Source organism: Halomonas garicola, from assembly GCF_055382465.1.
The window spans coordinates 1410881-1437401 of record NZ_AP043931.1 but is presented as its reverse complement, the minus strand read 5'-3'; the positions used below and the strand labels follow the sequence as shown (position 1 = coordinate 1437401).

At 65.0% G+C, this 26521-nt stretch carries 28 protein-coding genes and 2 tRNA genes; 10 read left to right on the top strand and 20 right to left on the bottom strand.

Features of this window, described 5'->3' with window-relative positions:
* Positions 1 to 34: 34 nt before the first annotated feature.
* The 7 genes from ung to ACZ46Y_RS07035 all read right to left on the bottom strand — a co-directional run bounded on the left by ung (position 35) and on the right by ACZ46Y_RS07035 (position 5785).
* Positions 35 to 739 (bottom strand): uracil-DNA glycosylase, encoded by a 705-nt coding sequence (gene ung, locus ACZ46Y_RS07065; RefSeq protein ID WP_311953984.1) that lies wholly within the window; start codon positions 737 to 739, stop codon positions 35 to 37.
* Between the two features lie 42 nt (positions 740 to 781).
* Positions 782 to 1261, bottom strand: coding sequence for a xanthine phosphoribosyltransferase (gene gpt, locus ACZ46Y_RS07060; protein ID WP_311953980.1), 480 nt, complete (start codon positions 1259 to 1261; stop codon positions 782 to 784).
* Positions 1262 to 1267: 6 nt separating this feature from the next.
* On the bottom strand, positions 1268 to 1813 hold the full coding sequence (locus tag ACZ46Y_RS07055) for an adenine phosphoribosyltransferase (protein WP_311953976.1): 546 nt from the start codon (positions 1811 to 1813) through the stop codon (positions 1268 to 1270).
* Between the two features lie 33 nt (positions 1814 to 1846).
* Positions 1847 to 3142, bottom strand: a complete 1296-nt coding sequence (locus ACZ46Y_RS07050; protein WP_311953973.1) for an NCS2 family permease — start codon at positions 3140 to 3142, stop codon at positions 1847 to 1849.
* Positions 3143 to 3251: 109 nt separating this feature from the next.
* Complete coding sequence (locus tag ACZ46Y_RS07045) at positions 3252 to 3884, bottom strand: riboflavin synthase subunit alpha (RefSeq protein WP_311953968.1); 633 nt, start codon at positions 3882 to 3884, stop codon at positions 3252 to 3254.
* A gap of 177 nt (positions 3885 to 4061) precedes the next feature.
* Entirely contained in the window at positions 4062 to 5594 is a 1533-nt protein-coding gene (locus ACZ46Y_RS07040; RefSeq protein ID WP_311953962.1) for a hypothetical protein, read from the bottom strand.
* A complete protein-coding gene (locus tag ACZ46Y_RS07035; protein ID WP_311953959.1) occupies positions 5591 to 5785 on the bottom strand; it encodes a hypothetical protein in 195 nt (64 codons plus the stop codon). The genes ACZ46Y_RS07040 and ACZ46Y_RS07035 overlap by 4 nt, the downstream gene beginning before the upstream one ends.
* A gap of 523 nt (positions 5786 to 6308) precedes the next feature.
* On the opposite strand from ACZ46Y_RS07035, the gene ACZ46Y_RS07030 reads away from it, so the two are divergent.
* From ACZ46Y_RS07030 to ACZ46Y_RS07015, 4 genes are all read left to right on the top strand, one after another.
* Positions 6309 to 7352 carry a methionine ABC transporter ATP-binding protein gene (locus ACZ46Y_RS07030; protein WP_311953955.1) on the top strand — a complete coding sequence of 348 codons (1044 nt, stop codon included), beginning with the start codon at positions 6309 to 6311 and terminating at the stop codon, positions 7350 to 7352.
* Entirely contained in the window at positions 7333 to 7986 is a 654-nt protein-coding gene (locus ACZ46Y_RS07025) for a methionine ABC transporter permease (RefSeq protein ID WP_460540593.1), read from the top strand. The genes ACZ46Y_RS07030 and ACZ46Y_RS07025 overlap by 20 nt, the downstream gene beginning before the upstream one ends.
* Before the next feature lie 113 nt (positions 7987 to 8099).
* On the top strand, positions 8100 to 8885 hold the full coding sequence (locus ACZ46Y_RS07020; RefSeq protein WP_311953951.1) for a MetQ/NlpA family ABC transporter substrate-binding protein: 786 nt from the start codon (positions 8100 to 8102) through the stop codon (positions 8883 to 8885).
* A gap of 91 nt (positions 8886 to 8976) precedes the next feature.
* A complete protein-coding gene (locus ACZ46Y_RS07015; RefSeq protein ID WP_311953948.1) occupies positions 8977 to 9486 on the top strand; it encodes a GAF domain-containing protein in 510 nt (169 codons plus the stop codon).
* Positions 9487 to 9581: 95 nt separating this feature from the next.
* On the opposite strand, the gene ACZ46Y_RS07010 is transcribed toward ACZ46Y_RS07015, so the two are convergent.
* The 5 genes from ACZ46Y_RS07010 to ACZ46Y_RS06990 all read right to left on the bottom strand — a co-directional run bounded on the left by ACZ46Y_RS07010 (position 9582) and on the right by ACZ46Y_RS06990 (position 13159).
* Positions 9582 to 9658, bottom strand: a tRNA-Val gene (locus tag ACZ46Y_RS07010).
* 35 nt (positions 9659 to 9693) lie between these two features.
* A tRNA-Val gene (locus ACZ46Y_RS07005) sits at positions 9694 to 9770 on the bottom strand.
* A 115-nt stretch (positions 9771 to 9885) separates the two neighbouring features.
* Positions 9886 to 11277 (bottom strand): class II fumarate hydratase, encoded by a 1392-nt coding sequence (locus tag ACZ46Y_RS07000; RefSeq protein WP_311953944.1) that lies wholly within the window; start codon positions 11275 to 11277, stop codon positions 9886 to 9888.
* A 62-nt stretch (positions 11278 to 11339) separates the two neighbouring features.
* The gene (gene hda / locus ACZ46Y_RS06995) at positions 11340 to 12044 is read right to left on the bottom strand and encodes a DnaA regulatory inactivator Hda (protein WP_311953942.1); all 705 of its coding nucleotides are present in this window, start codon (positions 12042 to 12044) and stop codon (positions 11340 to 11342) included.
* The gene (locus ACZ46Y_RS06990) at positions 12041 to 13159 is read right to left on the bottom strand and encodes an AI-2E family transporter (protein WP_311953939.1); all 1119 of its coding nucleotides are present in this window, start codon (positions 13157 to 13159) and stop codon (positions 12041 to 12043) included. Before ACZ46Y_RS06990 ends, hda begins: the two co-directional genes overlap by 4 nt.
* A 130-nt stretch (positions 13160 to 13289) precedes the next feature.
* On the opposite strand from ACZ46Y_RS06990, the gene purM reads away from it, so the two are divergent.
* Entirely contained in the window at positions 13290 to 14381 is a 1092-nt protein-coding gene (purM, locus tag ACZ46Y_RS06985) for a phosphoribosylformylglycinamidine cyclo-ligase (RefSeq protein WP_311953935.1), read from the top strand.
* Positions 14378 to 15115: a phosphoribosylglycinamide formyltransferase gene (gene purN / locus ACZ46Y_RS06980; protein ID WP_311953933.1), complete on the top strand. Its 738-nt coding sequence runs from the start codon at positions 14378 to 14380 to the stop codon at positions 15113 to 15115. The genes purM and purN overlap by 4 nt, the downstream gene beginning before the upstream one ends.
* A gap of 10 nt (positions 15116 to 15125) precedes the next feature.
* Here the strand turns inward: purN and dcd are convergent, their stop codons facing one another.
* The 5 genes from dcd to ACZ46Y_RS06955 form a co-directional block, all read right to left on the bottom strand.
* Positions 15126 to 15692, bottom strand: a complete 567-nt coding sequence (dcd, locus tag ACZ46Y_RS06975) for a dCTP deaminase (protein ID WP_311953928.1) — start codon at positions 15690 to 15692, stop codon at positions 15126 to 15128.
* Positions 15693 to 15741: 49 nt separating this feature from the next.
* Positions 15742 to 16542 carry an iron-sulfur cluster carrier protein ApbC gene (gene apbC / locus ACZ46Y_RS06970; protein WP_311953926.1) on the bottom strand — a complete coding sequence of 267 codons (801 nt, stop codon included), beginning with the start codon at positions 16540 to 16542 and terminating at the stop codon, positions 15742 to 15744.
* Positions 16543 to 16633: 91 nt separating this feature from the next.
* Complete coding sequence (locus ACZ46Y_RS06965; RefSeq protein ID WP_311953923.1) at positions 16634 to 17464, bottom strand: enoyl-CoA hydratase-related protein; 831 nt, start codon at positions 17462 to 17464, stop codon at positions 16634 to 16636.
* Complete coding sequence (locus ACZ46Y_RS06960) at positions 17461 to 19635, bottom strand: acetate--CoA ligase family protein (protein WP_311953919.1); 2175 nt, start codon at positions 19633 to 19635, stop codon at positions 17461 to 17463. The genes ACZ46Y_RS06965 and ACZ46Y_RS06960 overlap by 4 nt, the downstream gene beginning before the upstream one ends.
* Positions 19636 to 19711: 76 nt before the next feature.
* Positions 19712 to 20545, bottom strand: a complete 834-nt coding sequence (locus ACZ46Y_RS06955) for an enoyl-CoA hydratase/isomerase family protein (protein WP_311953916.1) — start codon at positions 20543 to 20545, stop codon at positions 19712 to 19714.
* A 173-nt stretch (positions 20546 to 20718) separates the two neighbouring features.
* Between ACZ46Y_RS06955 and ACZ46Y_RS06950 the strand changes: the two genes are divergently transcribed.
* The 4 genes from ACZ46Y_RS06950 to ACZ46Y_RS06935 all read left to right on the top strand — a co-directional run bounded on the left by ACZ46Y_RS06950 (position 20719) and on the right by ACZ46Y_RS06935 (position 25076).
* The gene (locus ACZ46Y_RS06950) at positions 20719 to 21681 is read left to right on the top strand and encodes a MurR/RpiR family transcriptional regulator (protein WP_311953913.1); all 963 of its coding nucleotides are present in this window, start codon (positions 20719 to 20721) and stop codon (positions 21679 to 21681) included.
* The gene (locus ACZ46Y_RS06945) at positions 21678 to 22436 is read left to right on the top strand and encodes a glycerophosphodiester phosphodiesterase family protein (RefSeq protein ID WP_311953911.1); all 759 of its coding nucleotides are present in this window, start codon (positions 21678 to 21680) and stop codon (positions 22434 to 22436) included. Before ACZ46Y_RS06950 ends, ACZ46Y_RS06945 begins: the two co-directional genes overlap by 4 nt.
* 323 nt (positions 22437 to 22759) lie before the next feature.
* Complete coding sequence (locus tag ACZ46Y_RS06940) at positions 22760 to 24478, top strand: proline--tRNA ligase (RefSeq protein ID WP_311953909.1); 1719 nt, start codon at positions 22760 to 22762, stop codon at positions 24476 to 24478.
* A 4-nt stretch (positions 24479 to 24482) separates the two neighbouring features.
* Positions 24483 to 25076, top strand: a complete 594-nt coding sequence (locus ACZ46Y_RS06935; protein WP_311953902.1) for a lytic transglycosylase domain-containing protein — start codon at positions 24483 to 24485, stop codon at positions 25074 to 25076.
* Positions 25077 to 25217: 141 nt separating this feature from the next.
* Here the strand turns inward: ACZ46Y_RS06935 and ACZ46Y_RS06930 are convergent, their stop codons facing one another.
* From ACZ46Y_RS06930 to ACZ46Y_RS06920, 3 genes are all read right to left on the bottom strand, one after another.
* Positions 25218 to 25373 carry a DUF1328 domain-containing protein gene (locus ACZ46Y_RS06930; protein WP_311953898.1) on the bottom strand — a complete coding sequence of 52 codons (156 nt, stop codon included), beginning with the start codon at positions 25371 to 25373 and terminating at the stop codon, positions 25218 to 25220.
* Between the two features lie 263 nt (positions 25374 to 25636).
* Positions 25637 to 25747 carry a cytochrome c oxidase subunit CcoM gene (gene ccoM / locus ACZ46Y_RS06925; protein ID WP_311953895.1) on the bottom strand — a complete coding sequence of 37 codons (111 nt, stop codon included), beginning with the start codon at positions 25745 to 25747 and terminating at the stop codon, positions 25637 to 25639.
* A gap of 169 nt (positions 25748 to 25916) precedes the next feature.
* On the bottom strand, positions 25917 to 26429 hold the full coding sequence (locus ACZ46Y_RS06920) for an FKBP-type peptidyl-prolyl cis-trans isomerase (RefSeq protein ID WP_311953892.1): 513 nt from the start codon (positions 26427 to 26429) through the stop codon (positions 25917 to 25919).
* Between the last annotated feature and the right edge of the window lie 92 nt (positions 26430 to 26521).

Here is a 26521-nt window from a genome sequence, read left to right as displayed (position 1 = left end):
TTGGGGGCGGCATCGGCTGAAATTGCGCGGCATTCTACGCCTGTCCCCCGTCGTGTGAAACCTTTTCCGGCAGCTGCCACGCGATGGGCTCGCGCCCCTGCTCGGCCAGAAAGGCGTTGGCCCGGGAAAAATGCCGGGTGCCGAAAAACCCGCGGTGCGCCGACAGCGGCGACGGATGCGGCGCTTCCAGCACCCGATGGCGCGACTGATCGATCAGCGCTTTTTTCTGCCGGGCGTGGCCGCCCCAGAGCAGAAACACGCAGGGCGGCGCCCGGGCGCTGACGGTCTCGATGGCGCGGTCGGTAAAGGTTTCCCAGCCCTTGCCCCGATGCGCCGCCGCGCGACCCTGCTCCACGGTAAGCGCGGTGTTGAGCAGCAGCACGCCCTGTCGCGCCCAGGGCTCCAGAAAGCCGTGCTGGACCGGGGTAAAGCCCACGTCGCTGGCAAGCTCCTTATAGACGTTGTTAAGCGACGGCGGCACCTTCACACCGGGCTGCACCGAAAAGCACAGCCCGTGGGCCTGGCCCGGGCCGTGGTACGGATCCTGGCCGAGGATTACGATCTTCACCGCCGACAGCGGCGTCAGTTCGAAGGCGCGAAACCACTGGCTGGAATGCGGATAAATGATCTTTTTCGCCGCTTTTTCCTCGGCGAGAAAGCGCCTCAGCGCCTGCATGTAGTCGGCCTGGAACTCATCGCCCAGCCAGCGATTCCATTCTTCGGGTAGCGGGTTTGCCATGCTCACTCCGAAACCTCTCGACAGGTAGCTTTTGCCTGGGGCTTACTTTTTGATCTGGTCGGCCAGCGGCTCGACGTAAGCGACACCCATATCCCAAGGGAACTGAATCCAGCAGTTCTGGCCCACTTCGGTCAGGTACTGATCCACCAGCGGGCGGCCTTCGGGCTTGGCGTAAACGGTGACAAAGTGCGCCCTGGGCAGCATGTCGCGTACCGCCCGGGCGGTTTTGCCGGTATCCACCAGGTCGTCCACCAAAAGCCAGCCTTCGCCGTCGTGATCCACTCCCTTGAGCACCTCGAGGCCGCCCTGGTCCTGGCGCTCATAGCTTTTGATGCACACCGTATCGATCAGGCGCACGTTCAGCTCCCGGGCGATCAGCGCCGCCGGTATCAGCCCGCCCCGGGTGATGGCGATAATGCCTTGGAAATCCCGCTCGACCAGCTCGCGGCTCAGCTGGCGCACGTCGCGGTGCAGCTGGTCCCAGGATACGGTGAAGTGCTGCTGGTAGCGTTCGCTGCTCATGGGGCGTTACTCGTCTTCGGTGAAGGAACAAACCGCGAATACGCCATAGCCGGCATCGCGAATTTTCTGTGACCCGCCAAGCTCGGGCAGATCAATGATAGTCGACGTCTCGACCACGCGGCCACCGCTGCGCTGGATCAGATTAGCTGCCGCCAGCATGGTGCCGCCGGTGGCAATCAGATCATCAACCAGCAGGATGCGGTCACCCTGCTTGAAGGCGTCGGCGTGGAGTTCTACCTCGGATTCGCCGTACTCCAGCTTGTAGGTTTCGCTGATGGTCTTGAACGGCAGCTTGCCCTTCTTGCGCACCGGCACAAAGCTGCACCCCAGCTCGTAGGCCAGCGGCGCGCCGACGATAAAGCCCCGGGCGTCAATGGAGGCAATGGCGTCCAGCTGCATTTCCCGGTAGCGGTGGACAAAGCTTTCGATCAGTTTGCGAAACGCCGCGCTGTTCTGAAAAAGCGGCGTGATATCGCGGAAGTTGACGCCCTCCTCCGGCCAGTCCGGCACCGTGCGAATCACCGACTTGATATAGTCGCCGTAGATACTCATCGCGTCTCTCATGGGCTGATGGATGATTAGGAATTACAAATACACGAACTTGCCGACGAACAGCAGCGCCAGGATGACGATGGCCGGATTCAGCTCGCGAAAGCGCCCGGACAGCAGCTTGATCGCCACGTAGCTGATAAACCCGAGCGCAATGCCCTCGGCAATGGAATAGGTCAGCGGCATGCCGATGGCCGCCAGCAATACCGGCGCCGCCTCGGTGGGGTCTTCCCAGTTGGCGTGGGCCAGGCTTCCGGCCATCAGCACGGCAACGTAAAGCAGCGCGCCGGCGGTGGCGTAAGCGGGGATCGACCCTGCCAGCGGGGCAAAGAACAGGCTGATCAGAAACATGCCGGCGACCACCACGGCGGTAAGCCCGGTGCGCCCGCCCGAGGCAATGCCCGCGGTGGATTCGATGTAGCTGGTGGTTGTGGAAGTGCCCAGCACCGCGCCGGCCATGGAGGCGCTGCTGTCGGCGACCATGGCACGCCCGAGCCGCGGCAGCTTGCCGTCGTCATCCAGCAGGTTGCCGCGGTGGGCCACGCCCACCAGGGTGCCCGAGGTGTCGAACAGGTCCACGAACAGAAAGGCGAACACCACGCTGATCATGGCCACGTCAAAGGCCCCGGCCAGGTCCATCTGCATAAACGTCGGCGCAATGGACGGCGGCATGGAGACGAGGCCGCCGTATTCGTTATGCCCCAAAAGGGTCGCGATCAGAGTGACGCCCAGAATGCCGATCAGCACCGCGCCGGTCACACGCAGATACGCCAGCGCGGTAATCACAAAAAATCCCGCCAGGGCATAGATAGCGGCGGGTTCGGTCAAATCGCCCAGGGCCACGAAGGTGGCCGGGTTGGCGACCACGATACCGGCGTTTTTCAGCGCGATCATCGCCAGAAACAGCCCAATGCCGGCGGCGATACCCAGCCGCAGCGTGAGCGGAATGGAGTTGATGATCCATTCGCGCACGCGCAGGATGCCGAGCAGAAAAAAGCACAGCCCCGAGAAGAACACCGCACCCAGCGCCGCCTCCCAGGTATAGCCCATGCCCAGCACCACGGTGTAGGTGAAAAAGGCGTTGAGCCCCATTCCCGGCGCCTGGGCGATGGGGTAGTTGGCCCAGATGCCCATGATCAGACAGCCAATGGCCGCCGCCAGGCAGGTGGCGACGAAAACCGCGCCGTAGTCCATCCCCGCTTCCGAGAGAATGCTCGGGTTGACGAAGATGATATAGGCCATGGTGAGGAAGGTGGTGACCCCGGCGATGACCTCGGTTTTTATATCGGTGCCGTGCTCGGCAAGCTTGAAGTGGCTATCAAGAATTTTCATGGGCTTTTTTTATCCTTTGCGCCGGCAGAGGCCTCGGCAGGGCAAGAAAAGCCGCCTATCTTACCCAAAGGCGCGCGGCGATGCGAGCGCCGCCCCTGCCGCCGGCGCCTCAATTCGCCGCCTGCCGGCTGCGCAAAAAGCGCTCCGCGGTTTCCACAATGGCCTGGGTTTGCGGGTCGATCTCGAGGTTGACGCCGTCCCCCGGCGTGCGGTCGCCAAGGGTGGTGCGCGCCAGGGTTTCGGGGATCAGGTCAACGCAAAACGACGCCGGCCCGTCCGCCGGGCGGCGCACCTCCCCCACCGTCAGGCTGATGCCGTCAATGCCGATATAGCCCTTGTCGAACACAAAGCGCACGCAGTTATCCGGCAGCGCAAACCACAGCCGGCGATTATCCGGCGCCTCTTCAATGGAAAGCACCTCGGCGACGCTCATGACGTGGCCGGACATGGCATGCCCGCCGATCTCGTCGCCAAAGCGCGCCGCCCGCTCGATGTTGACGCGGCCGCCCACGACCACCTCACCCAGGTTGGTCACCCGCAGGGTTTCGCGCATCAGGTCGAAATGCACATGATCGCCGTCTATCGCGGTCACCGTCAGGCACACGCCGTTGTGCGCCACCGACGCCCCGGTTTCAAGCCCCTGGCGCAGCGCCTCGGGCATGGCCACCACGTGGGTACGAAACGCCTCGCGTTCGCGCACCTCCACCACTTCTGCCGTGCCCTGCACGATACCGGTAAACATGGTTATCTCCTTTTGGCGTCCACAGTCCGACTCACGGGCCGGGCGGGGTATTGTGCCATTAGCGCCCGGCGTCGTGCAGGCGAAACGGCGCAAAAAAGGGTGGCCGTTTGCTTGCGGCCACCCTTCGCCAGCTTTGCTTATGCGGCGTTGCCAGTCATTGCTGGCTGCCAGCCATTGCTAGTAGTAGTTGTCGTACGGCGCGATGTTCCACACGCGCTCCCGGGTTTTCTCGTCGTCAACCGGGACAGAGAGCTCCTCCAGCACCCGGCGGGCCACCGCTAGCTCTTTTTCGGCTTCCCCCTTGTCCTGGTACATGAACTCGTCCGACGAGGCCTCGGGCGCGCTGGCGACCTTTTCTTCCAGGTTGTCGACCACCATCTGCTGGTGCTTGCGCATGTAGGCCTTGGTTTCATCCACCCAGGCCGGCTGAACGGCGCGGTTGATATCGGCGCTTTGGGTGTAGGTGTCGTAGGTTTGCCGATAGACCAGATCGCCGTTGGTGCGAACGTCGGTGATGGCCGCGTCCAGGTCATCGTTGGTCAGATCGTCCGGGTTAAGCGGCGTTTCCCGCTTGGGGCCGCCAATGCCTCTGTGGGTCAGATAGAACGGGAACATGCTCTTGATGAGCTTGCCCACGGGCAGCACCGTATTGCCGTCCGCGTCGCGCCCTTTGGGCTGAACGCCCTGGATCGCCACATGGGACGATTCCGGGCGCACGATTTCCTTGGGCGGCAGGATCCCGTGACGCAGTATTTCCCGGACGCTGGTGCCGGAAATCCCCACCCTGACGCTTTCATCGTGGGGGCACGACTGGTCCGTAGCGACGGTGTTGCAGCGCACGCAGAAAAAGGCCTCGTGGAAGGTGCGGATATCGATGCCGATTTCCTCGGGGGTGTACTGGTCAAAAATGCTCTGACTGGCGTCCTTGTCGTAATAGTCGCCGACGCCGGCGTAGTCACGGCCGACGATCTTGTGCGTGCAGCCGAAGTTTTTCAGGATCAGCGCGTGAAGTATCGCCTCCTGAGGGCCGGCAAAGACATAGGTCACGCGCAGCGGGCAGAGGATGGTTCTGTCCTTGGGGTAATACTGCTCAAGCACCCCGCGGTACGCCAGCATGCGGTATTCGTGGCGCGTGTATTCGCGCTTGGCCATCTCCACCAGCGGGCAGACCAGCAGGCCGTCCACCTCTTCCAGCAGGTTTTTGTGCATGTATTCGTGGCCGCGGTGCATGGGGTTGGCCCCGGTCACAAAGCCGGCCACCGTCTTGAACCCCTTTTCCACGTAAAAGAGCTGCCAGGCATCCTTGGGCTCCATCCGGATCTGCTCGAACGGCCCCCAGTCCGGCCGGTTCAGCAGGGTGATCTTGCCGCCGAGCGCCTTGTCGCCCATGCGCCGATAAATCGCGTCTACCCCGGGGTGTTTACGGTCCGTGGTGCCAAAGACGTGCTGCGCCCGGTGGTCCCTGTCGTAGGAGAAAATGTCTTCCGCGTTGAGGATCGCCACGGGCTCCTGGTTGACGTCGATCAGCACGACGTCATCGCCCTTGGAAAGCGAATCCACCACCTCCGTATTCTGCTTGCCGGTGGGCGCAAAGCTCAGCGGAATCGGCCAGACCAGGCCGTTTTTCAGACGCCCCGTCTCCAGGGTGGACAGATAATCCTCTTCGACCATCAGGCCCTCGTTGGGCGACATGACGCCGGTGGCAATCATTTCCAGCGTAATCGCGGCTCGGTGTCGACCATGATACGGGGCAGGGTCTTGGCCCTTGCAAGCTCTCTTTCGCGCTCCTCCCCCCTGGCTACCCGGTCAACCAGCTTGCCGCCATGGGGCTGCTGCGGGAACCCGGCCAGGGTCTTCTCATCCAGCACCACGTTCTCTGAAACCGAGCTTTTCTTGTTCATTTAACTGCCTTCTCCTTAGCGCTTAAGCGTGCTGCCCGCTTGAAAAAATCAGCCAACCCCCTAACCGGCGGCTGATCCGTCAAGCCAATATGAATAGGTCGTGCTCATAACCCCGCGCCTCGCAACGCAGGATCGAATGGCTTTCGTGAGAAATACTCAAGCACCTCCGAGAGCTACCAATGACGGCGAAGCTTGTCAATTTTGCCGCTCGATTCGCGACAAAAGGCGTAGACAAGGGGCTCGGCGAGTTTGACAGCTTCAGGGCAAGCTCCCTAAAATAGCCGCCGCTATAAAGACATTGTCACCAGACGCCGATTTGTTCCCGGATTGCGGGCGTCCACCGGTCCTGTTGCCGGTGAAGTGCAGCTAAAAGGGTGTGCCCCCGCGTTGATGGCCACCCCTCAGGGTGGCCTTTTTCGTTTCCCGCCCTACGCCTGCCCGTCGCCGCCGTCCGCTCCTTCGGCTTCACCCGATTTTTGCCGGTGCGCGGTTCCCGCGCGCCGGTCTCGATAAAGCAGACGTCATGATAGAACTTGAAAACGTCAGTAAAACCTACGGCAACGGCGACGGGGCCGTACACGCCCTGCGCGAAGTGGATCTGCACATCCCCCGGGGCAGCATTCACGGCGTGATCGGCCTTTCCGGGGCGGGGAAATCCACGCTGATCCGCTGCGTCAATCTGCTCGAGCGCCCCACCGGCGGCCGCGTGACGGTCAACGGCGAGGACATCACGCGCCTTTCCGGCCAGGCCCTTAACCGCGCGCGCCACCGCATCGGCATGATTTTCCAGCACTTCAACCTGCTGACCACGCGCACGGTGTTTGCCAACGTCGCCCTGCCGCTGGAGCTCATGGGCTACCGGCGCGCAAGCATCGAGCACCGGGTGGCGCCGCTTTTAAAGCTTGTTGGGCTTGCCGGCAAGGCTAAGCAGTTTCCCGCCCAGCTGTCCGGCGGCCAGAAGCAGCGCGTGGCCATTGCCCGGGCGCTGGCAAGCGAGCCCGCGGTGCTTTTGTGCGACGAGGCCACCTCGGCGCTGGACCCGCAAACCACCGGCTCGATTCTGGAGCTGCTGCGCGAGATCAACCGCGACCTGGGCATTACCATCCTGCTGATCACCCACGAAATGGAAGTAGTGAAGTCCATCTGCCACCGCGTGGGCCTGATATCTGACGGCCGGCTGGTGGAGGACGCCGAGGTCGGCGACTTCTTCACCGCGCCCAAAACGCAGCTGGGCCGCGAGTTTCTCAACGACTTCCTGCAGCTTGAGCCGCCCCGGGGGCTGATCAGCCGGCTGGAAGACTCCCCCGACGCGGGCACCCACCCCGTGGTGCGCCTCACGTTTTCCGGCGACGCCGTCTCCACCCCGCTGATCTCGCGGCTGGCCCGGGAGTGCGGCGTGGACGTCAGCATCCTGCAGGCCAAGGTCGAATCCATTCAGCAGCGCACCCTGGGGCTGATGATCGCCGAGCTGATGGGCACATCGGAGCAAACCGGCCAGGCCATGCGCTATCTGGAATCTCACGAACTGAAAGTGGAGGTGCTCGGGCATGTCCGGCGCGATGATTAATCTGATTTGGCAGGCCACCCTGGACACCCTTTACATGGTCGGCGTGTCCGGGCTGATCGCCACCCTCCTCGGCGTGCCCCTGGGCGTGCTGCTCTACGTAACCCGGCCGCGGCAGATTCTCGCCATGCCGGTAACGCACCAGGCGCTGAGCATTGTCACCAACGTCGGCCGCTCGATCCCGTTCATTATTCTGATGGTGGCCATCATCCCGTTTACGCGGATGCTGGTGGGCACCTCCATTGGCATCAACGCCGCCTCGGTGCCGCTGACCATCGCCGCGATTCCGTTTGTCGCCCGGCTGGTAGAGGGCGCGCTGAACGAGATTTCGCCCGGGCTGATCGAATCCGCCCAGGCCATGGGCGCCACCCCCTGGCAGATTGTGCGCAAGGTGCTGATTCCCGAAGCCCGAGGCGGCATCATCACCGGGCTCACCATTACGCTGGTCACGCTGGTGAGCTATTCGGCCATGGCCGGCGCCGTGGGCGGCGGCGGGCTTGGCGACCTGGGCATCCGCTACGGCTATAACCGCTTCAACCCCACCATCATGCTGATCACCGTGGTGATTCTGGTAGTCATGGTGCAGGGCTTTCAGAGCCTCGGTGACTATCTGGTGCGCAAAAGCGACCGCAAGTGAACCGACTCATAACCATAAAGCATTAGACTTATGTTTCTTATCACCGCAGTATTGACACCTTGTTTTATCGCCCCTAACCGCTAAACGCCCTCAACCCTGACCGGAGCCTGAACATGCAAAAACTCGTGATTGGTAGCCTTACCGCCCTAGCGCTGGGCATTGGCGCGGCCCACGCCGACACGCTGAAAATCGGCACCGTGGCCGGCCCGGAAACCGACGTCATGCAGGTCGCCGTGGACATCGCCGAAGACAAGCACGATCTCGACGTCGAAATTATCGAGTTCACCGACTACGTCACGCCCAACGCCGCACTTGCCGACGGCAGCCTGGACGCCAACGCCTTCCAGCACGAGCCCTACATGCAGTCCATGGTCAATGACCGCGGCTACGACTTCGCCGTGGCTGGCTACACCTTCGTCTACCCCATCGGCGCGTATTCGGAAAAGTATGACAGCATCGAAGCGCTGCCCGACGGCGCCCGGATCGCGCTGCCCAACGACCCGTCCAACGAAGGCCGATCGCTGATCCTGATGCACAACAAGGGCCTGATCGAGCTTAACGATCCGACCAACCTGGAAGCCACGCCCATCGACATCGCCGAGAACCCGCACGACTTCAACTTCCGCGAGATCGAAGCGGCCCAGCTGCCCCGGGTGCTGCCCGACGTCGACATGGCCTTCATCAACAACACCTTTGCCCAGCCCGCCGGCCTGAGCCTTGACGACGCGCTGATCAAGGAAGGCCCGGAATCGCCCTACGTTAACCTGATCGTGGTGCGCGGCGGCGATGAAGACCGCGAAGACATTCGCCATCTGGTCGACGCCTACCAGAGCGAAGCGGTCATGAAGAAAGCCGACGAGCTGTTCAAGGGCGCCGCTGTCCCCGGCTGGACCGAGTAAACGGCCGGGCGAGCTCCCGGCACTATCGCGCCATTTCCCTTTCCCAGGCCGGCCAGGTGCCGGCCTTTAGCGTTTCACAAGGCCAACCCCGATGACATTAGACGCCTCTGACTCCCTCGACCCGGACCTTGCTCCCCAGGACTATGCCCTGCTCAACCGCCAGCTCGCCGCCCTGCTGGATACCCGAGACTGGCTGACCAACGGCGCCCAGCTGTGCGCGTTTCTCTTCCAGCAGGTGCCCACGCTCAACTGGGCGGGGCTTTACCTGCAGCGGGAAAAAGAAACGCTGAGCCTGGGGCCGTTTCAAGGCAAGCCCGCCTGCCACCCGATTCCCTTCAGCCAGGGCGTATGCGGCGCGGCCGCCCGGACGCGGCAAACCCAGCGGATAGACGACGTCAACGCCCTTGATTCCCACATCGCCTGCGACGCCGACTCGCGCGCGGAGCTGGTGGTACCCATCGTCAGCGGCGAGCACCTCTGGGGCGTGCTCGATCTCGACAGCCCGGTAAAAGGCCGCTTTGGCGCCGACGATCAGGCGGGCATCGAGGCGCTGGTCGAAACCTTTATCGCCGCCACCGACCTGCCGGCTTTTGTGAACTGAGCTTTTTTTGAACGGAGCGTTCGCTTGGATCACGCATACAAAAACGCCCCGCAGGCTTTTATAAGAGCTCCTGCGGGGCGTTTTCAATACTGAACTGGTAGGACCAGGCGGATTTGAACCGCCGACCTCCACGATGTCAACGTGGCGCTCTAACCAACTGAGCTATGGTCCTGTAAATCGGGACTGGCGCTGTGGCCGGCTCGCGCTTGGTAGGACCAGGCGGATTTGAACCGCCGACCTCCACGATGTCAACGTGGCGCTCTAACCAACTGAGCTATGGTCCTGCCCTGCGCGCTATTGCCGAGCCTTGCTCAACCGCTGCGGCTGGCAACGGATGCGTATTTTACGGCTTCGCTGCTGAAATGCAAGCGTTTTGCACGCAGGCTTTGCCGCGCCGTATTATTCCGGCACGCCGCCTTCGGTCAGCTTCTTGGGATCGAGCAGGCGCTTGAGCGTCTCCCGGCCCAGGTCGGTCTCTTCTTCGGCAACGTCGATAATCGGCCGCCCGGCCTGGTAGGCCTTTTTTGCCACCTTCGCCGCGGCGTTATAGCCGATGACGCTGTTGAGCGCGGTCACCAGGATCGGGTTGCGCTCAAGCGGCGCCCGAAGGTTGTCTTCGCGGACCTTGAACGACGGTATCACCTGCTCGCCCAGAAGCTTGGCGGTGTTGGTCATCAGCGTGATGGACGTCAGCAGGTTGGTGGCCACCAGCGGCAGCATGACGTTGAGCTGGAAGTTGCCGCTCTGGCCGGCCACGGTCACCGCCGAGTCCAGGCCGATCACCTGGGCGGCCGCCTGGACGGCGGATTCCGGCAGCACCGGGTTGACCTTGCCCGGCATGATTGAGCTACCCGGCTGCACCGCCTCAAGCTCGATCTCGCCGAGCCCCGCCAGCGGCCCGGAGTTCATCCAGCGCAGGTCGTTGCCGATCTTCATGATCACGCAGGCAAGCCCCTTGAGCTGGCCGGAAAGTTCCACCGCCGCGTCCTGGGACGAGAGGCTGGCAAAGAAGCTGTCGTTGGGGCGAAACGCAAGGCCGGTCTGCTCGCTCAGGTGAATCGCCACGCGCTCGGCAAAGCCTTCCGGCGCGTTGATGCCGGTGCCAACCGCGGTGCCGCCCTGGGCCAGGCGCTGCACGCGGTTCATGGCGCTGTCGATACGCTCAATGGCCTGGTCCAGCTGGTTGACCCAGCCGCCCAGCTCCTGGCCCATGGTCAGCGGCATGGCGTCCATCAGGTGGGTGCGCCCGGTCTTGACCACGTGCTCAAGCTCCTCGGCGCGCGCCGCTACGCTCTGGCGCAGAGTGACCAGCGCCGGGCGCAGCGACTGCTCCACGGCAATCGCCGCGGAGACGTGGATCGCCGTGGGGACCACGTCGTTGCTCGACTGGCCCATGTTGACGTGGTCGTTGGGCCCGACCTCGAGATCATCGCTGCTGGCCAGGTGCGACAGCACTTCGTTGACGTTCATATTGCTCGACGTGCCCGACCCGGTCTGGTAGACGTCGATGGGGAACTGGTCGTCGTAACGGCCTTCGATCACCGCTTCGGCCGCCTGGCGGATGGCCCGGGCGCGGTCTTTATCCAGCAGCCCCAGCGCCTCGTTGGCGTGTGCGGCGGCCAGCTTGACCCGGGCAATGGCGTGGATGAAGGCCGGCGGCATGGCCTGCCCGGAGACCGGGAAGTTGTTGACCGCACGCTGGGTCTGGGCGCCGTAGAGCGCCGTTTCCGGCACCTCGAGCTCGCCCATGCTGTCGCGCTCGATACGGGTAGATGCAGAATGACGAGACATATCGACTCTCCTCAGGGTCGTTTACGATACCCCCTGGCAGGCAGCGATCCGGCGCGCCGGGGCTACCAGCCAAGGGCCTGTTTGACGAACGGAATAGTGAGCTTGCGCTTGGCCGAAAGCGACGCCCGGTCCAGGGTTTCCAGCGCGCGGCAAAGCTCGCTAAGCGCCCGCGGGCCGCGATGCATAATGTAGCGCGCGACGTCGTCGGGCAGCGCCATGCCGCGGACCTCGGCGCGTAGCTTGAGCGCCGCCAGCCGGCCGTCGTCGTCCAGCGGCTGGAGGTGGTAGGTCATGCCCCAGGTCAGCCGCGAGGCCAAATCCGGCAGCAGCACCGGGAGCTGGCGCGGCGCTGCGCTGGCCGCGATCACCAGCCGCTTGCCGGCGTCGCGCAGGCGGTTGAAGGCGTGAAACAGCCCTTCTTCCCAGCGCTTGCGCCCGATCACGCACTCCAGGTCATCGATGGCGACCAGGTCCAGCCGCTCGATGTCTTCGAGCATCAGCGGCGGAAAGTGGCCCAGATCCTCAAGCGGCAGGTACAGCGCCCGGGCGCCCTGATCCGATGCCTGATGGCAGGCCGCCTGGAGCAGATGGCTGCGCCCGGTGCCCGGCGCGCCCCACAGGTAGAGATAGGGCTCGCCGTCGGGCTCGGGCTGGCGGGTCAGCTGCTCGACCAGAGTGGCGTTGCGCGGGCCCGGGTAGTAGTTGTCGAAGGTGGCATCGTCGCGCAGCCCCACGCCCAGCGGCAGCTGTGCCGGCGGTCGGTTCATGACTCCTCTCCTTCGTCCCTTTCTGCCTTCTGCGATGCGCCGGGCAAGCGATCGTCGCCGGCCAGCCGAATGCGAACGTCGTATAAGGGACTGTTTTTATAACGTTCCAGCCCCTCGCGCAAGAGCACCATGACCACCGCCGCTGCGGGCAGCGCCAGCAGCACGCCGAGAAAGCCAAACAGCTTGCCCCCGGCGAGCACGGCAAAAATAACCGCCACCGGATGCAGGCCGATCTTGTCGCCCAGAAGCTTGGGCTGGAGCACCACGCTTTCAACGATCTGACCGATGCTGAACACGACCACCACGCCGGCAATCGCCCACAGCGTGCCGATCTGAAACACCGCCACGATCAGGGCGATGCTGATGCCCACGATAAAGCCCAGAAACGGCACGATGCTGGCAAGCCCGGCAATAAAGCCGATCACCAGCCCCACGTTCAGCCCCAGCAGGCTGAGCCCCAGCGCATAGATGGCGCCCAGGCACAGCATCACCAGCAGCTGGCCGCGCAAAAACGCCGCGAGCACGGCGTTGCAGCGCCGGCCCAGGCGGGTGACCTCGTCAACCCAGGGCCTGGGGATCAGCCCGCTGACGTTATCCATCAGCCGCTGCCAGTCCAGCAGCAGGTAGAACGTCACCACCGGTACCAGCGCCGTGTAGGTCACCCAGGATACCAGCGCCATGCCCGAGCGTCCCAGCTGGCCAAGCGCGCTTGCCAGGTAGCCGCCGGCATCGCGCCAGTTTTCGGCAAATACCTGCTTGATGTCCGCAAGATCAGCGCGCAGGTCGTAGCCGATCCATTCCTGCAGCCAGGGCGCCAGGGCGTCCTCGAGCCAGCCAACCATCGCCGGTATCGCATTGCCCAGCTGCTTGACCTGCTGCACCGCTGCGGGGATCAGGATAAAAAGGCTCAGCGTCAGCACGATCAGCATCACCAGAAACACGCTGCTCACCGCCAGGGTGCGGTTCATGCCCAGCCGCTCGAAGCGATGGGTCAGAGGATTCACCATGTAGGCCAGAATCAAACCGGCAATAAACGGCATCAATACGGCGTTGAGCAAATACACCAGCAGCACCGCCACAACGGCCACTAACAACCACCACCATGAATATCGCACTCGCGATCTCTCCTGACTGCACGTGTTGGATATGCGCAATGCCATACGCCCTGCCGGGTGTTACACTTCGCCGCGTATTGCCCCGGCCTTGCCGACACCGCTTCACAGGACTTGCCTTACAGGACTTGCCATGACCGAGACCTCCTCTACCCCATCGGCCAACGCTTCGCTGAGCTACAAGGACGCCGGCGTGGATATCGACGCCGGCAACACGCTGGTCGAGCGCATCAAGGCCGTTGCCCAAAGTACCACGCGCCCGGAAGTCATGGGCGGGCTTGGCGGCTTTGGCGCGCTGTGCGAGCTCCCTACGGGCTACCGCGAGCCGGTGCTGGTATCCGGCACCGACGGCGTGGGCACCAAGCTAAGGCTTGCCATGGCCCTTGGCAAACACGACACCATCGGCATTGACCTGGTGGCCATGTGCGTCAACGACCTGGTGGTGATCGGCGCCGAGCCGCTGCAGTTCCTCGACTACTATGCCACGGGAAAGCTCGACGTGGATATCGCCGCCGACGTGGTCAAGGGCATCGGCGAGGGCTGCCGCCAGGCGGGCTGCGCGCTGGTGGGCGGCGAAACCGCGGAAATGCCCGGCATGTATGCCGGCAGCGACTACGACCTGGCCGGCTTCTGCGTGGGCGTCGCGGAGAAATCCGCCATCCTCGACGGCAGCCGGGTGGCCGAGGGCGACGCGATTCTCGGCCTGGCCTCCTCGGGCCCGCACTCCAACGGCTATTCGCTGATCCGCAAGATCCTCGACGTCAGCGGTGCCGACCTGGACACCGCCCTGGGCGACACTACGCTTGGCGAGGCGCTGATGGCGCCCACGCGCATCTACGTCAAGCCGCTGCTGTCGCTGATTCACGCAAGCAACGTTGAGGTTCACGCGCTGTCGCACATTACCGGCGGCGGGCTGACGGAAAACCTGCCTCGGGTGCTGCCCGACCACCTCGCCGCGCGGCTGGACGCCCAGAGCTGGCAGCGCCCGGCGGTGTTTGACTGGCTTAAGCGCCAGGGCAACGTCGACAACGGCGAAATGCACCGGGTGCTCAACTGCGGCATCGGCATGGCGCTGGTGGTACCGGCCGAACACGCCGAGCAGGCCCGCGCACACCTCGAGGCCCGGGGCGAAACGGTCTACCGCATCGGCGCGGTCGTTGCCCGCCGGGAAGGCGAAGACGGCGTTATTCTGGACCATCTGGGCGAAGGGGGCACAACCGCATGAGCGAAGACGATACGCTGAACGACTTTACCGCCGAATCGGTGACGCCGCCGCGCGTCGTGGTGCTGATTTCGGGCAACGGCGGCAATCTTCAGGCGCTGATCGACGCCCAGTCCCACGACCGCCTGGGCGGCGGCGAGATTGCCGCCGTGGTCTCCAACGTCGCCGACGCCTACGGGCTCAAGCGCGCCCGGGACGCAGGCATCGACGCCGTGGCGCTGCCCCACCGCGAATACGACAGCCGCGAGGCCTACGACGGCGCGCTGATCAAGGTCATCGAGCGCCACGAACCCGATCTTGTAGTGCTCGCCGGCTTCATGCGCATCCTCACGCCGCGCTTTGTTCAGCGCTTCATCGGCCGGGTGCTCAACATCCATCCTTCGCTGCTGCCGGCCTACCAGGGGCTTGATACCCACGCCCGAGTGGTGGCCGACGGCGTCGCCGAGCACGGCTGCAGCGTGCACTTCGTCACCGAGGAGCTCGACGGCGGGCCGGTAGCCCTTCAGGCCGCCCTCGACGTCACCGCCGACGATACCGCAGCCGACCTCAAGGAAAGAGTCCATGCGCGGGAACACCTGATTTTGCCCATTGCCGTCGCCTGGTTTCTGGAAGGCCGGCTGCGCTTTGATGGCACCGACGCCACCATGGACGGCGTGACCCTGCCCGCCTGGGGCATGCGCATGAGCCACGCCGACGCCGCCGAGGAGCTCGACGAAACCGACGAATCGGCGGAATAGCCCCCCATCCTCAGGTCCGCGGCAGGGTCACGCCGCGCTGGCCCATGTACTTGCCGCCGCGATCCTTGTAGGACGTCTCGCAGATCTCGTCGGATTCCAGAAACAGCATCTGCGCCACGCCCTCGTTGGCGTAGATCCGCGCCGGCAGGTTGGTGGTGTTGGAAAACTCAAGCGTCACGTGCCCTTCCCACTCGGGCTCCAGCGGGGTGACGTTGACGATGATGCCGCAGCGCGCGTAGGTCGACTTGCCAAGGCAGATCGTCAATACGCTGCGCGGAATGCGGAAATACTCCACCGTGCGCGCGAGCGCAAAGGAGTTGGGCGGAATCACGCAGACGTCGCCCTTCACATCGACAAAGCTCTTTTCGTCGAAGCCCTTGGGGTCCACCACCGCCGAGTGGATGTTGGTGAACACCTTGAACTCGTCGGCGCAGCGCACGTCGTAGCCGTAGCTCGAGGTGCCGTAGGAAATCACCCGCTGGTCACCCGAGTAGCGCACCTGATCGGCCTCAAACGGCTCGATCATCCCCTCGCGCTGGGCCATGCGGCGGATCCATCTATCTGATTTTATGCTCATATAAGGGTCTCAACAGGCCCGGACTCTCCCGCCCGGAAGGTGGGCGGGGTTACTCGCTGAACGAAATGCTCGGACCCTCGCCCGGCGCCTGATCCATGGAGGCGGCGACCTGGCGCGCCATGTCGGCAAACGTCTGGCTGACGCTGCTGTCCGGCTCGGCAATGACCGACGGCCGGCCGGAGTCGGCGAACTCGCGGATCGAAAGGCTCAGCGGCAGGCGTCCCAGCACCTGGGTATCGTACTCCTTAGCAATGCTGTCGCCGCCGCCCTCGCCGAAGATGGGCGCTTCGTGGCCGCAGTTTTCGCAGTGGTAGAGGCTCATGTTCTCGACCACGCCGAGCACCGGCACGTTGACCTTGCGGAACATCTCGATGCCCTTGCGCGCGTCCAGCAGGGCGATGTCCTGGGGCGTGGTGACGATCACCGCGCCGGAGACCGGCACCTTCTGTGACAGCGTCAGCTGAATGTCACCGGTGCCCGGCGGCATGTCGATGAGCAGGAAATCAAGGTTGTCCCACAGCGTCTGGTTGAGCAGCTGCTGAAAGGCGCCCACGACCATGGGCCCGCGCCATACCATGGGCTCCTTGTTGTCGATCAGAAACGCCATGGACATGGCCTGAATGCCGTGGGCCTTCAGCGGGTAAAACGCCTTGTCGCCTTCGGTTTGCGGCCGCTCGCCCTCCTTGACGCCGAGCATCTGCGCCTGGCTGGGGCCGTAAATGTCGGCGTCGAGCACGCCGACCCGGTAGCCCTGGGCAGAAAGCGCCAGCGCCAGATTGACCGTGACCGTAGACTTGCCTACGCCGCCCTTGCCCGAGGCAACGGCAATCATGTGCTTCACCCCTTCCATTGTGCGCTCCTTGAGTGGGTAAGTGCCGGCATTGGCGCCGGTTGAACATCGCCGCCGATGATACCCCTAAGCCGGCCGGGTATAAACCGGCCTAGCGCTTGGCCATCTTTTCCAGCATGGCGTTGACCGCCTCCAGGTGCTCGGGCTCGTTGTGGCACATGCCCTGAAACACCGCGCACTTTTCCAGAAACGGCTTCAGCTCGGCGTCGCCGCCCTCTTTCATCAGCCGCTTGGTCAGCCGGGTGGCCTTGGGCGGCTGGGCGGCAATGCGCCGGGCGTGGGTCATGACGGCATCCATGAGCGCCTCGGGCTCGGTCACTTCGAGCACGATGCCGTACTCCCTGGCTTCGTCGGCCCCGATCACCCGGCCGGAAAGCGTCAGCTCAAAGGCCCGCTGGTAGCCGATCAGCCGCTGCATGAAAAAGGCGCCGCCGTCGCCGGGGATGATCCCCAGGCTCAAGAACGTTTCGCCGAATTTGGCCCGGTTGGAGGCAATGCGCATGTCGGCCATGTTGGCCAGATCGAAGCCGGCACCGATGGCCGCGCCGTTGATCGCGGCGATAATCGGCACTTCCACGTCGGCCAGCGCCAGCGGAATGCGCTGAATGCCCCGGCGGTAGCGCTCGGCCACCTCGGCCACGTCGCCGGCAAAGTCGCCCCGGCGCTCGGCCATATCCTTGACGTTGCCGCCGGCAGAAAACGTCGAGCCGGCGCCGGTTATCACCAGCACCGACACGTCTTCGCAGCGGTTGACCCACTCGGCCACGGCGACGATGTCGTCGATCAGCGCGGTGCCGGTCAGGGCGTTGCGCACGTCGTGGCGGTCAAGAGTTAAGGTGGCGATGCGCCCTTCCAGTTCAAGCGTCGCATCGGTCAGCTTGGGTAACGGTATATTTTGCGTTTCAGCATGAGCGTTGGTCATGGTGCAGACTCCACATCGGTCGCTAAAAGAATACGAGCATCCACTACGGCATAGCCGTCGGGATAGGCAATTACCGGGTTTAAGTCGAGCTCGGCGATGTCGGGGTAGGCCTCCATCAGCCGGGAGACGCCGAGCAGCAGATCGATCAGCGCGTTTTTGTCGACCCCCGGGGCTCCGCGCACGCCGTCCAGCACCCGGCCGGCCTTGAGATGATCGAGCATGTCGGCGGCGTCCCGGCGGCTAAGCGGCGCGGCGCGAAACGCCACGTCTTCCAGCACTTCGACGAGCACGCCGCCCAGGCCGAACATGACCACCGGACCGAAGGTCGGGTCGCGCATCAGGCCGACGATCACCTCCACGCCCTTGGGCGCCATAGGGGTAACAAGCACGCCGTCGATCCGCGCTTGAGGGGCATATTCCCGGGCCGAGCGCAGGATGCCGGCGTAGGCCTCGGCAAGCGCCGCTTCGCCTTCCAGGTTCAGCGCCACGCCGCCGGCGTCGGATTTATGGATGATATCCGGGCTGACCACCTTCATCGCCACCGGCGTGCCGGCGAAGGCCCGGGCCGCCTCGGCAAGCTCGTCGGCGTCGCGCACCAGGCGCTCTTCCAGCACGCCAATGCCGTGTTCGGCCAGCAGCGCCTTGGCCTCGGGCTCGAGCAGGTGACGCCCTTCGCGCCGGGCGCCCGCCACCAGCGCCTGCCCCCTGGGGCCGGGGGTCGCCGGGGCCAACGGCGCCTCCGCGGCGCGGTCCAGGTAGTCCCCGCGGTCGCCCAGCGCGGCCAGCACGCTCACCGCGTTCTCGATGGAGGCATACACCGGCACGCCGGCCTCGCGCAGCCGCCCGAGCGCCGGCGGCCTGGCCGGGGCATAGAGGCTATACACCACCACGGGCTTGGCGCCGCTGTTGGCCAGCTCGATCATCGCCTCGGCGCCGCGCATTTCGTCGTCGGCAAGCGATTCGTCAAAGCGCCGGGCGTAGCCGCCGAACAGGCCCACCAGCAGCACGGCGTCCACGCCCGGGTCCGCCGCCACGATCTCCATGCAGGTCGCCAGCAGCGAAGGATGGTCATCGGTAGTGCCGGCCACGTCCACCGGGTTGACCGTGGACGCCTGGGGAAACAGCACGGCGTCAAGCATCTTCCGAGTGTCGTCGGCCAGCGTCGCCAGCTCAAGCCCGGCCTCGGCCAGCCGGTCGGCGGCGATGGTCGCCTGGCCGCCGCCGTCGGCGATCACCGCCACGCGCCGCCCCGGCGCTCGCTGCAGCCGGCCGAGCCCTTCCGCCACGGGCAGAATATCGTCGGAGTACGGCACCACGTTGACGCCGGCCTGGCGCAGCAGATCCACGGTCATCGGGTAGCTGCCGGCCAGCGCCCCGGTGTGCGAGCTGGCCGACTGCTGCCCCTGGGCCGTAGCGCCGGACTTGTACACCACCACCGGCTTGGCCGCGCTGACCTTGCGCGCGGCGTCCAAAAACGCCCGGCCGTCGCTGAAGCCTTCGATGTAGAGCGTCGCCACCCGGGTCGCCGGGTCTTCGCCCAGGTAGCGCAGGTAGTCGGCAAAGCCCAGGTCGCTCTGGTTGCCCGGGCCGACGTAGGTGCTGAAGCCCACCTGGCCGTGGTGCTCGGCCTCCAGCGCCAGCGATAGCAGCATGTTGCCGGACTGTGATACCACGCCGATGTCACCGGCCTGGAGGTGGTCAAGCGCCAGCAGGTTGAGGTGATGATGCAGGTTGAACACGCCCGAGGTGTTGGGGCCAATCAGCCGCACGCCGTAGGCCCGGGCTTGCCTTAGCATCGCCTCTTCCAGGCGGGCGCCGTCGGCGCCGGCTTCGCCAAAGCCGCTGGCGAGGATGATCGCGCCCTTGACGCCGCGCCGGCCGCACGCCTCGATAAGCGCCGGCACCGTGGCCGCCGGGGTGCAGATCAGCGCCAGCGCCGGCTTTTCGGGGACGGCGTCGATACTGGGCCAGGCGCTAACGCCAAGAACGGCATCGGCTTTCGGGTTGATCGGATAAATCGCCCCGCGGTAGCCGCCCCGGACCAGCCCCAGCATGGCCTTGTAGCCGCGCTTGGTAGGGTTGTTGGAAGCGCCGATCACGGCGATGCTGTCGGGGGCCAGCAGCGCGTGCAGCGGGCTTTCCCCGGGGGAAGGGTCGTCAATGGCAGTCATGGTAGCGCTGACCTCTGGGGTGCGTTGAGCAAAGAAGACGGCGAACGTCAGTAAAATGGGCCTGGCCGGGCCGGCGCTAGCGGCCCTGAAAGCGCGGGCCGCGCTTTTGCGTAAAGGCGTCCACGCCCTCCTGCCAGTCCTCGGTGGTCGAACAGGTAAAGACCGCGTCCAGCTCCTGCTGCAGATGATCGCCCAGCGCCTCGGCCGCGCCGAGGTTGACCAGCCGCTTGAGCATGGCCATGGAAACCGGCGCCTGGGCGGCCAGCCGTTCGCCCAGCGCCAGCGCCTCTCCGGCAAGCTCGCCCTCGGGGTAAGCCGCCAGCGCCAGCTGCAGCCGGACCGCTTCGGCGCCGCCGATTTTCTCGCCGGTATACAGAAGCCGCCGGGCCTGGGCGAGGCCCACCAGGTGCGGCAGAATCTTCGATACACCGCCGCCCACGCAGGTGCCGATGCCGGTTTCGGGAAAGCCGATCTGCGCCTCCTCGGCCATGAGGATGAAGTCGCAGGCCACGGCCATCTCTGCGCCGGCGCCCAGGGCGTAGCCGTTGACCGCGGCGATCACCGGCTTGGGCAGGCGGTAAAGCGCCTCGCACACGTCGTTGCCGCGCTGCAGATAGGCACGCCGCTGGTAAAGCGTACGCTCGGCGCCGCCGTGCTCTTTCATGTCCGCCCCGACGCAAAACGCCCGCCCTTCGCCGGTCAGCACCAGCGCGCGGACCCGGCTTTCCCGCCGGGCAAAGGCCAGGGCATCGAGCAGCTCGTCGTAGAGGGTTTCGACCACGGCGTTCAGCCGGTGGGGGCGGTTCAGGCGGATTTCCAACACCCGGCTGTCGGCCTCGGCTGTCAGCCAGGCAAGGCGCAGGGTGTCGTATTCGGGCAGCGCTTCGGCAGCGGCGTCAAAACAGGGCATGGGCATCTTCCGGGTAGAAAGTGGTCGTCAGGATCAGAGCGTCAAAAACGGTATAACAACACGTTTGTGTCTATCACTCCCTATAAAGAAACAAACGTTTCATACCCAATCATAGCCGCGCTCTCAGCGCGGGTCAACACGGCTGTGCCATGCTTCTTATTTCAGGTACAGTCGTGCTGAAACCGCGTGCCGCCATCAGCACGCCCGCCTTTTATCCACCCGGCCAACCCAACCCCATGACGCCCAGCACCGATAACGACCTGACCGCCGAAGACCGCCTGAGCGAGGTGTCCCGCCGCCTGGCGGATGCCTGCCCCGGCCTTAGCCCCCAGCTGCGCCAGGCGGCGGGCTACGTGCTCGATCACCCGGGCGAAGTGGCCTTCCAGTCGGTGCGCGGCTCGGCCAGCGCCGCCGGGGTCACGCCCTCCACTCTGGTACGGCTGGCGCAAAAGCTGGGCTTTGGCAGCTACGAGCCCTTCCGCCAGGTGTTCCAGGCCGCGCTGCAGGCAGGCTCAAGCGAGCTCTCCGGCCGCGCCACCCGGCTCAAGCACCGCCCCCAAACGCGCCCCGGCAGCGTCTTCGGCGACATCGGCGACTCCGCCCTGGCCAACCTCGGCGCGCTGCTCACCGCGGACAACCAGGCCCGGGTGGAAGCCGCCGCCAAGCGCCTGCTGGGCGCCCGGCGCGTTGCCGCCATCGGCTTTCGCGATACCTTTGCCTGCGCCTACCACTTTGCCTATGTGGGGCGTATTGCCATGCCGCACATCGAGCTGATCCGCGGGCTTGAGGGCGGCCTGCTCACCGAGCTTGCCCCCTTCGGCGATGAGGATATCGCCGTGGTGTTCGGCTTTGCCCCCTACTGCGCCGACACCCTCCGCGCCCTGGACGTGGTCCGCCAGAGCGGCGCCGGCATCGTCGTGATCACCGATACCCTGAGCTCGCCGCTGGTGCCGGGAGCCGACCTGGTGTTCAACCTGGCAAGCGACACCCCGCACTTTTTCCCCTCGATCCTTGCCGCCATCACCCTGATCGAGGCCATACTCGCCGAGTGCGTGGCCCGGGGGCCGGCCGAGCTGGTGGATAACGTCACCCGCTTTGAGCAGCGCATGCGCGAACTGGGTGCCTACGTCGAATGAGTCCTGTCGCAGCGCACCCCGCCGCTGCCCTGCCGCCGGTAATCGGCCATCGGGGCTACAGCCGGCGTGCCCCGGAAAACACCCTGGCCGCGGTGCGCGAAGCCCACCGCGCCGGCATTGGCTGGGTCGAGCTCGACGTCCAGCTGCTGGGCGACGGCACGCCGGTGATCTGGCACGACCGCGACGTCAACCGCTGCTCCAACGGTCGCTCCCGGCTTACCCGGCTGGATCGCGAAAGCGCCGCCCGGCTCGACGCCGGCGCCTGGTTCGGCGAGGCCTTTCACGGCGAGCCCGTCGCCACCCTCACCGACATGCTTACCCTGCTGGCACGCCTGAGCATGGGGCTGAACCTTGAGCTCAAGGTCAACCGCGGCCACGACCCCGTCGCGCTTGCCCGGCAGGCCGTGCCCGCCGCGCTTGCCGCACTGCCACCCGAACGCCTGCTGGTGTCATCGTTCAGCCAGCCGGCGCTGGCCGCCGCGCGCGAGATCGCCCCGCCCGAAGCGCTGGCGCTGGGCATGCTGTATAAGCGGCTGCCCGCCGCCTGGGCCAGGCAATGCGCGGCGGTGGAGGCCTTCAGCGTGCATCTGGACTGGCGCTACGCCACCCGGAGCCAGTTCGGCGCGATCCGCCGGGCGGGCTACGCCGTGCTGTGCTATACCGCCAACGACCCGGCGGCGTTTGCCCCCTTCTGGCAGTGGGGCGCGCGCAGCGTGATCAGCGACGACCCGGCGGCCTTTTCGCCGCCCCGATAAGCCGTTAGCCTTGCCTTAGGCGCCTTCTCCGCAGGGCAATCGCAGTTGGAGCCGGGAACAGGTCGAAGAGGGGGTTCTACGCCAAGGATGGCGTAGGTAGCGTCCAGGGATGGATTCATAGCGCCCCCTCGCAGACCTGTTGACGGCTCAATCCGGATGACTGGGGCTAATAACTGCAATAGCCCTGGCCTTCCCCGCCCTTTCTTTGCCGCGCTTCGCGCTTCGCCGTACAATAGCCGCATACCCGACTGCCGGCGCTCCGCCGGCAGCGTTTTTTGCGCTTTTTGTGAATCGTCTGCCCAGCTTTAAGGATCGTTGTCCCCATGCGCGCCAGCCAACTGTTGATTGCCACCCTGAAAGAAACCCCGGCGGATGCCGACGTCATCAGCCATCAGCTGATGCTGCGCGCGGGGATGATCCGCCGGCTGACCTCGGGCCTTTACACCTGGCTTCCGCTGGGGCTCAAGACCCTGCGCAAGGTCGAAGCCGTGGTGCGCGAGGAAATGAACCGCGCCGGCGCTCAGGAGGTGCTGATGCCCGCGGTGCAGCCCGCCGAGCTGTGGGAAGAATCCGGCCGCTGGGAGGAATATGGCCCCGAGCTTCTGCGCCTGAAGGATCGCCACTCCCGGGACTACTGCGTCGGCCCCACCCACGAGGAAGTGATTACCGACCTTGTGCGCAAGGAAATCGCCAGCTACAAGCAGCTGCCGATGAACTTCTACCAGATCCAAACCAAGTTTCGCGACGAGATCCGCCCGCGCTTCGGTGTGATGCGCTCTCGGGAGTTCATCATGAAGGACGCCTACTCCTTCCACGTCGATGAGGCCTCCCTCAAGGACAGCTACCAGGTCATGTACGACGCCTACACGCGCATTTTCACCCGGTTGGGGCTGGAGTTCCGCCCGGTGATTGCCGACAACGGCTCCATCGGCGGCACCGGCTCCCACGAGTTCCACGTGCTGGCCGACTCCGGCGAGGACGATATCGTCTTCTCCACCGGCTCCGACTACGCCGCCAACATGGAAAAGGCCGAAGCGCTGGCCGCGCCCCTGGGCAGCGACCCCGCCCGGGCCACCCCCGCCGAAGCGCTGCGCCTGGTCGACACGCCCAACGTCAAGACCATTGCCGACCTGGTCGAGCAGTTTGATCTGCCCATCGAGAAAACCGTCAAGACGCTAATGGTCCACGGCGCCGACGGCGGGCTCGTCGCCCTGATCATCCGCGGCGACCATACTCTGAACGACGTCAAGGCGGAAAACCTGCCCCAGGTCGCCACTCCGCTGACGCTTGCCGGCGAAGACGAAATTCGCGCCGCGGTGAACGCAGGCCCGGGCTCGCTGGGGCCGGTCAACCTTGATCTGCCGCTCATCATCGACCGCAGCGTGGCGCTGATGAGCGACTTTGCCGCCGGTGCCAACGTGGAAGACAAGCACTACTTCGGCATCTGCTGGGAGCGCGACGCCGCCCTGCCCGAAGTCGCCGACCTGCGCAACGTCGTGGAAGGCGACCCCTCGCCGGACGGCCACGGCACCCTTGCCATCAAGCGCGGCATCGAAGTGGGCCACGTCTTCCAGCTGGGACAGAAGTACTCCGAGGCCATGAACGCCACGGTGCTCGGCGAGAACGGCAAGACCAGCCACCCGTGGATGGGCTGCTACGGCATCGGCATCACCCGGGTGGTGGCCGCCGCCATCGAGCAGAACCACGACGCCGCCGGCATCATCTGGCCCGACGCCATCGCCCCCTTCCAGGTAGCGCTGGTGCCGATGAACGCGCACAAGTCCCAGCGCGTGCGCGAAGAAGCCGAGCGGCTGTATCAGCAGCTCAGCGCCGCCGGCTTCGACGTGCTGCTGGACGATCGCGACACCCGGCCGGGGGTGAAGTTTGCCGACCTGGAGCTGATGGGCATTCCCCACCGCATCGTCATCGGCGACCGCGGCCTGGACAGGGGCGAGCTTGAGTACAAGGGCCGCCGGGACAGCGACGTGACCATGACGCCGGCTGACCGGATCGTGGCGTTTCTGGAAGAAAAGACGGTCTAGCGCCATGCCCCGACCCGCGCGGAGACGACACTCGCAGCGGCGAGGGCCGCGCCTGGCGAAGCGCCTGAGCGGCGCTTTGTGCGGGCTCGCTTTCGGGGCTGGTGTCGCCTTCGCCGAGGTTCAGCCCACTTTCGATGCCGCCAGGCCCGATGCCCAACGGCAGCAGGGGCAGCGGCGCTTTCATGCCGCCATGGACGGCCGGCTGGCGGCGTTCATGGGCGACGTAAAAGCCCGCGAAACGCTGCTGGCGCGCCTTTATCGCGAAGCCCGGCTCGCGGGGCTTCCGCCGTCGCTGGTGCTGGCGCTGATCGAGGTGGAAAGCGCGTTTCGCCCCGGGGCGGTATCGCCTGCCGGCGCGGTGGGGCTGATGCAGATCATGCCGTTCTGGATCGACGAGCTGGGCCTGGCCGCCGACGACCTGAAGGCGCCCGAGCGCAACCTGCGCTACGGCTGCACGATTCTTGCCTACTACCTGGCACAGGAAAACGGCGACTTCACCCGGGCGCTGGCACGCTACAACGGCAGTCTGGGCCGCACCCGCTACCCCGAGCGCGTGCTGAATACCTGGCAGAGGCGCTGGCAGCTGGACTCCCCTTGAGCGTTGCCCGCCCCTTAACAGACTCGCGCCCTGCTCGTACATGCCAAAGCGTACGAGCAGGGCGCGAGGCTATTTGACGCTGCCCCTGGCAAACCCTGCACCTGATTTACCTGGGTACCGGGTACTCCATAGGCGATGACGTCATCGGCGTCCCGTCACCAGCGACACCACGAACAGAATCAGGAAAATGACAAACAGCACCTTGGCAATCGTCGCGGCGACGCCGGCCACGCCACCAAAGCCGAAAAAGGCGGCGACGATGGCGATGATCAAGAAAAGCACAGCGTTGTTCAGCATGGGCAGCTCCTTTGGGTGAGCGCTCGCGTGCGCCCAGATTTGGTTGTATTGTTACTATTAACCGCATTAGTGAACGCTTGTCAATTCTGCCGACGGCCATTGTCCGTCCGCGCATAAAAAAAGCCGGCTCCGAAGAACCGGCGACTGAAAGCCTCGGGATTCTCCCTCGGCCTTCCCCCTGACGACTGGTAGCACCCAGTAACGCTTTTCTTTTTCTCCCCTGTTGCCCCTGACTTACCGCTTTGTTTGCTTAGTTTGTTTGCTTAGCGTTTCCGGCGGTGGTCGCGCACGATGAAAACGACCCACCCAACCATGAAAGCGATCATCATACCGACAGTGATCAGGCCGAAAATGACGGCATCATCCCAATACATAGCCTTGCTCCCGCCGCGATGTGTTGGCTCCATACTAGGCAGGAAACGGCGAACAAAAACTGACGTGGATCAATTACCCCGGCATCGTCATCGCGCTGCGGCGGGGGGAGTTGATCCACGTCATCTTTACTCTTAGCGGGCTACGTTAATCGCCCCGGAGCCAACCGCGCTAGAGCACCTTGCTATCCTCGACGCTTGAGGCGTCGACGTCGGGCGCCAGGGGGTGACCCTTGGCCAGCTCCGCCCGGGTGGCGTCGCGCACGCCCACAATGCGCACGTCGTAGCGCAGGGTGCGGCCGGCCAGCGGGTGGTTGGTATCCACCGTTACCTTATTGCCGTCAACGGCCAGCACGGTAACGACCTGGGGGCCGGCCTCGCCTTCGGTTTGAAAACGGCTGCCCGGCGTCGGCTCGGCGGCGCCAAACGCCTCGCGCCCCACCTCGCGCACCAGCGCTTCGTCGCGCTCACCGTAGGCCTCGGCGGGTGACAGCGTCACGCTCGTCTCGTCGCCCGCCCGATGGCCAGCAAGCGCACGCTCGAGCCCGGGCACGATATTGTCGTGGCCGTGCAGATACTCAAGGGGCTGGTTCCGCGCGGCGGAATCGTCAAGCACCCGGGGGTCCTTGAGAACGTCCGTAAGAACATAGTGCAGGGTGACCACAAGGTGCGCGGCAATCGACATGGAAAACTCCTCTCCGGTAAGCTGTCGGGCGGTTTTGAGCGCCGCGGCAGTATAACATCGGTGCGGCTTGTTCAGCCGTTAGCGATTTCCGT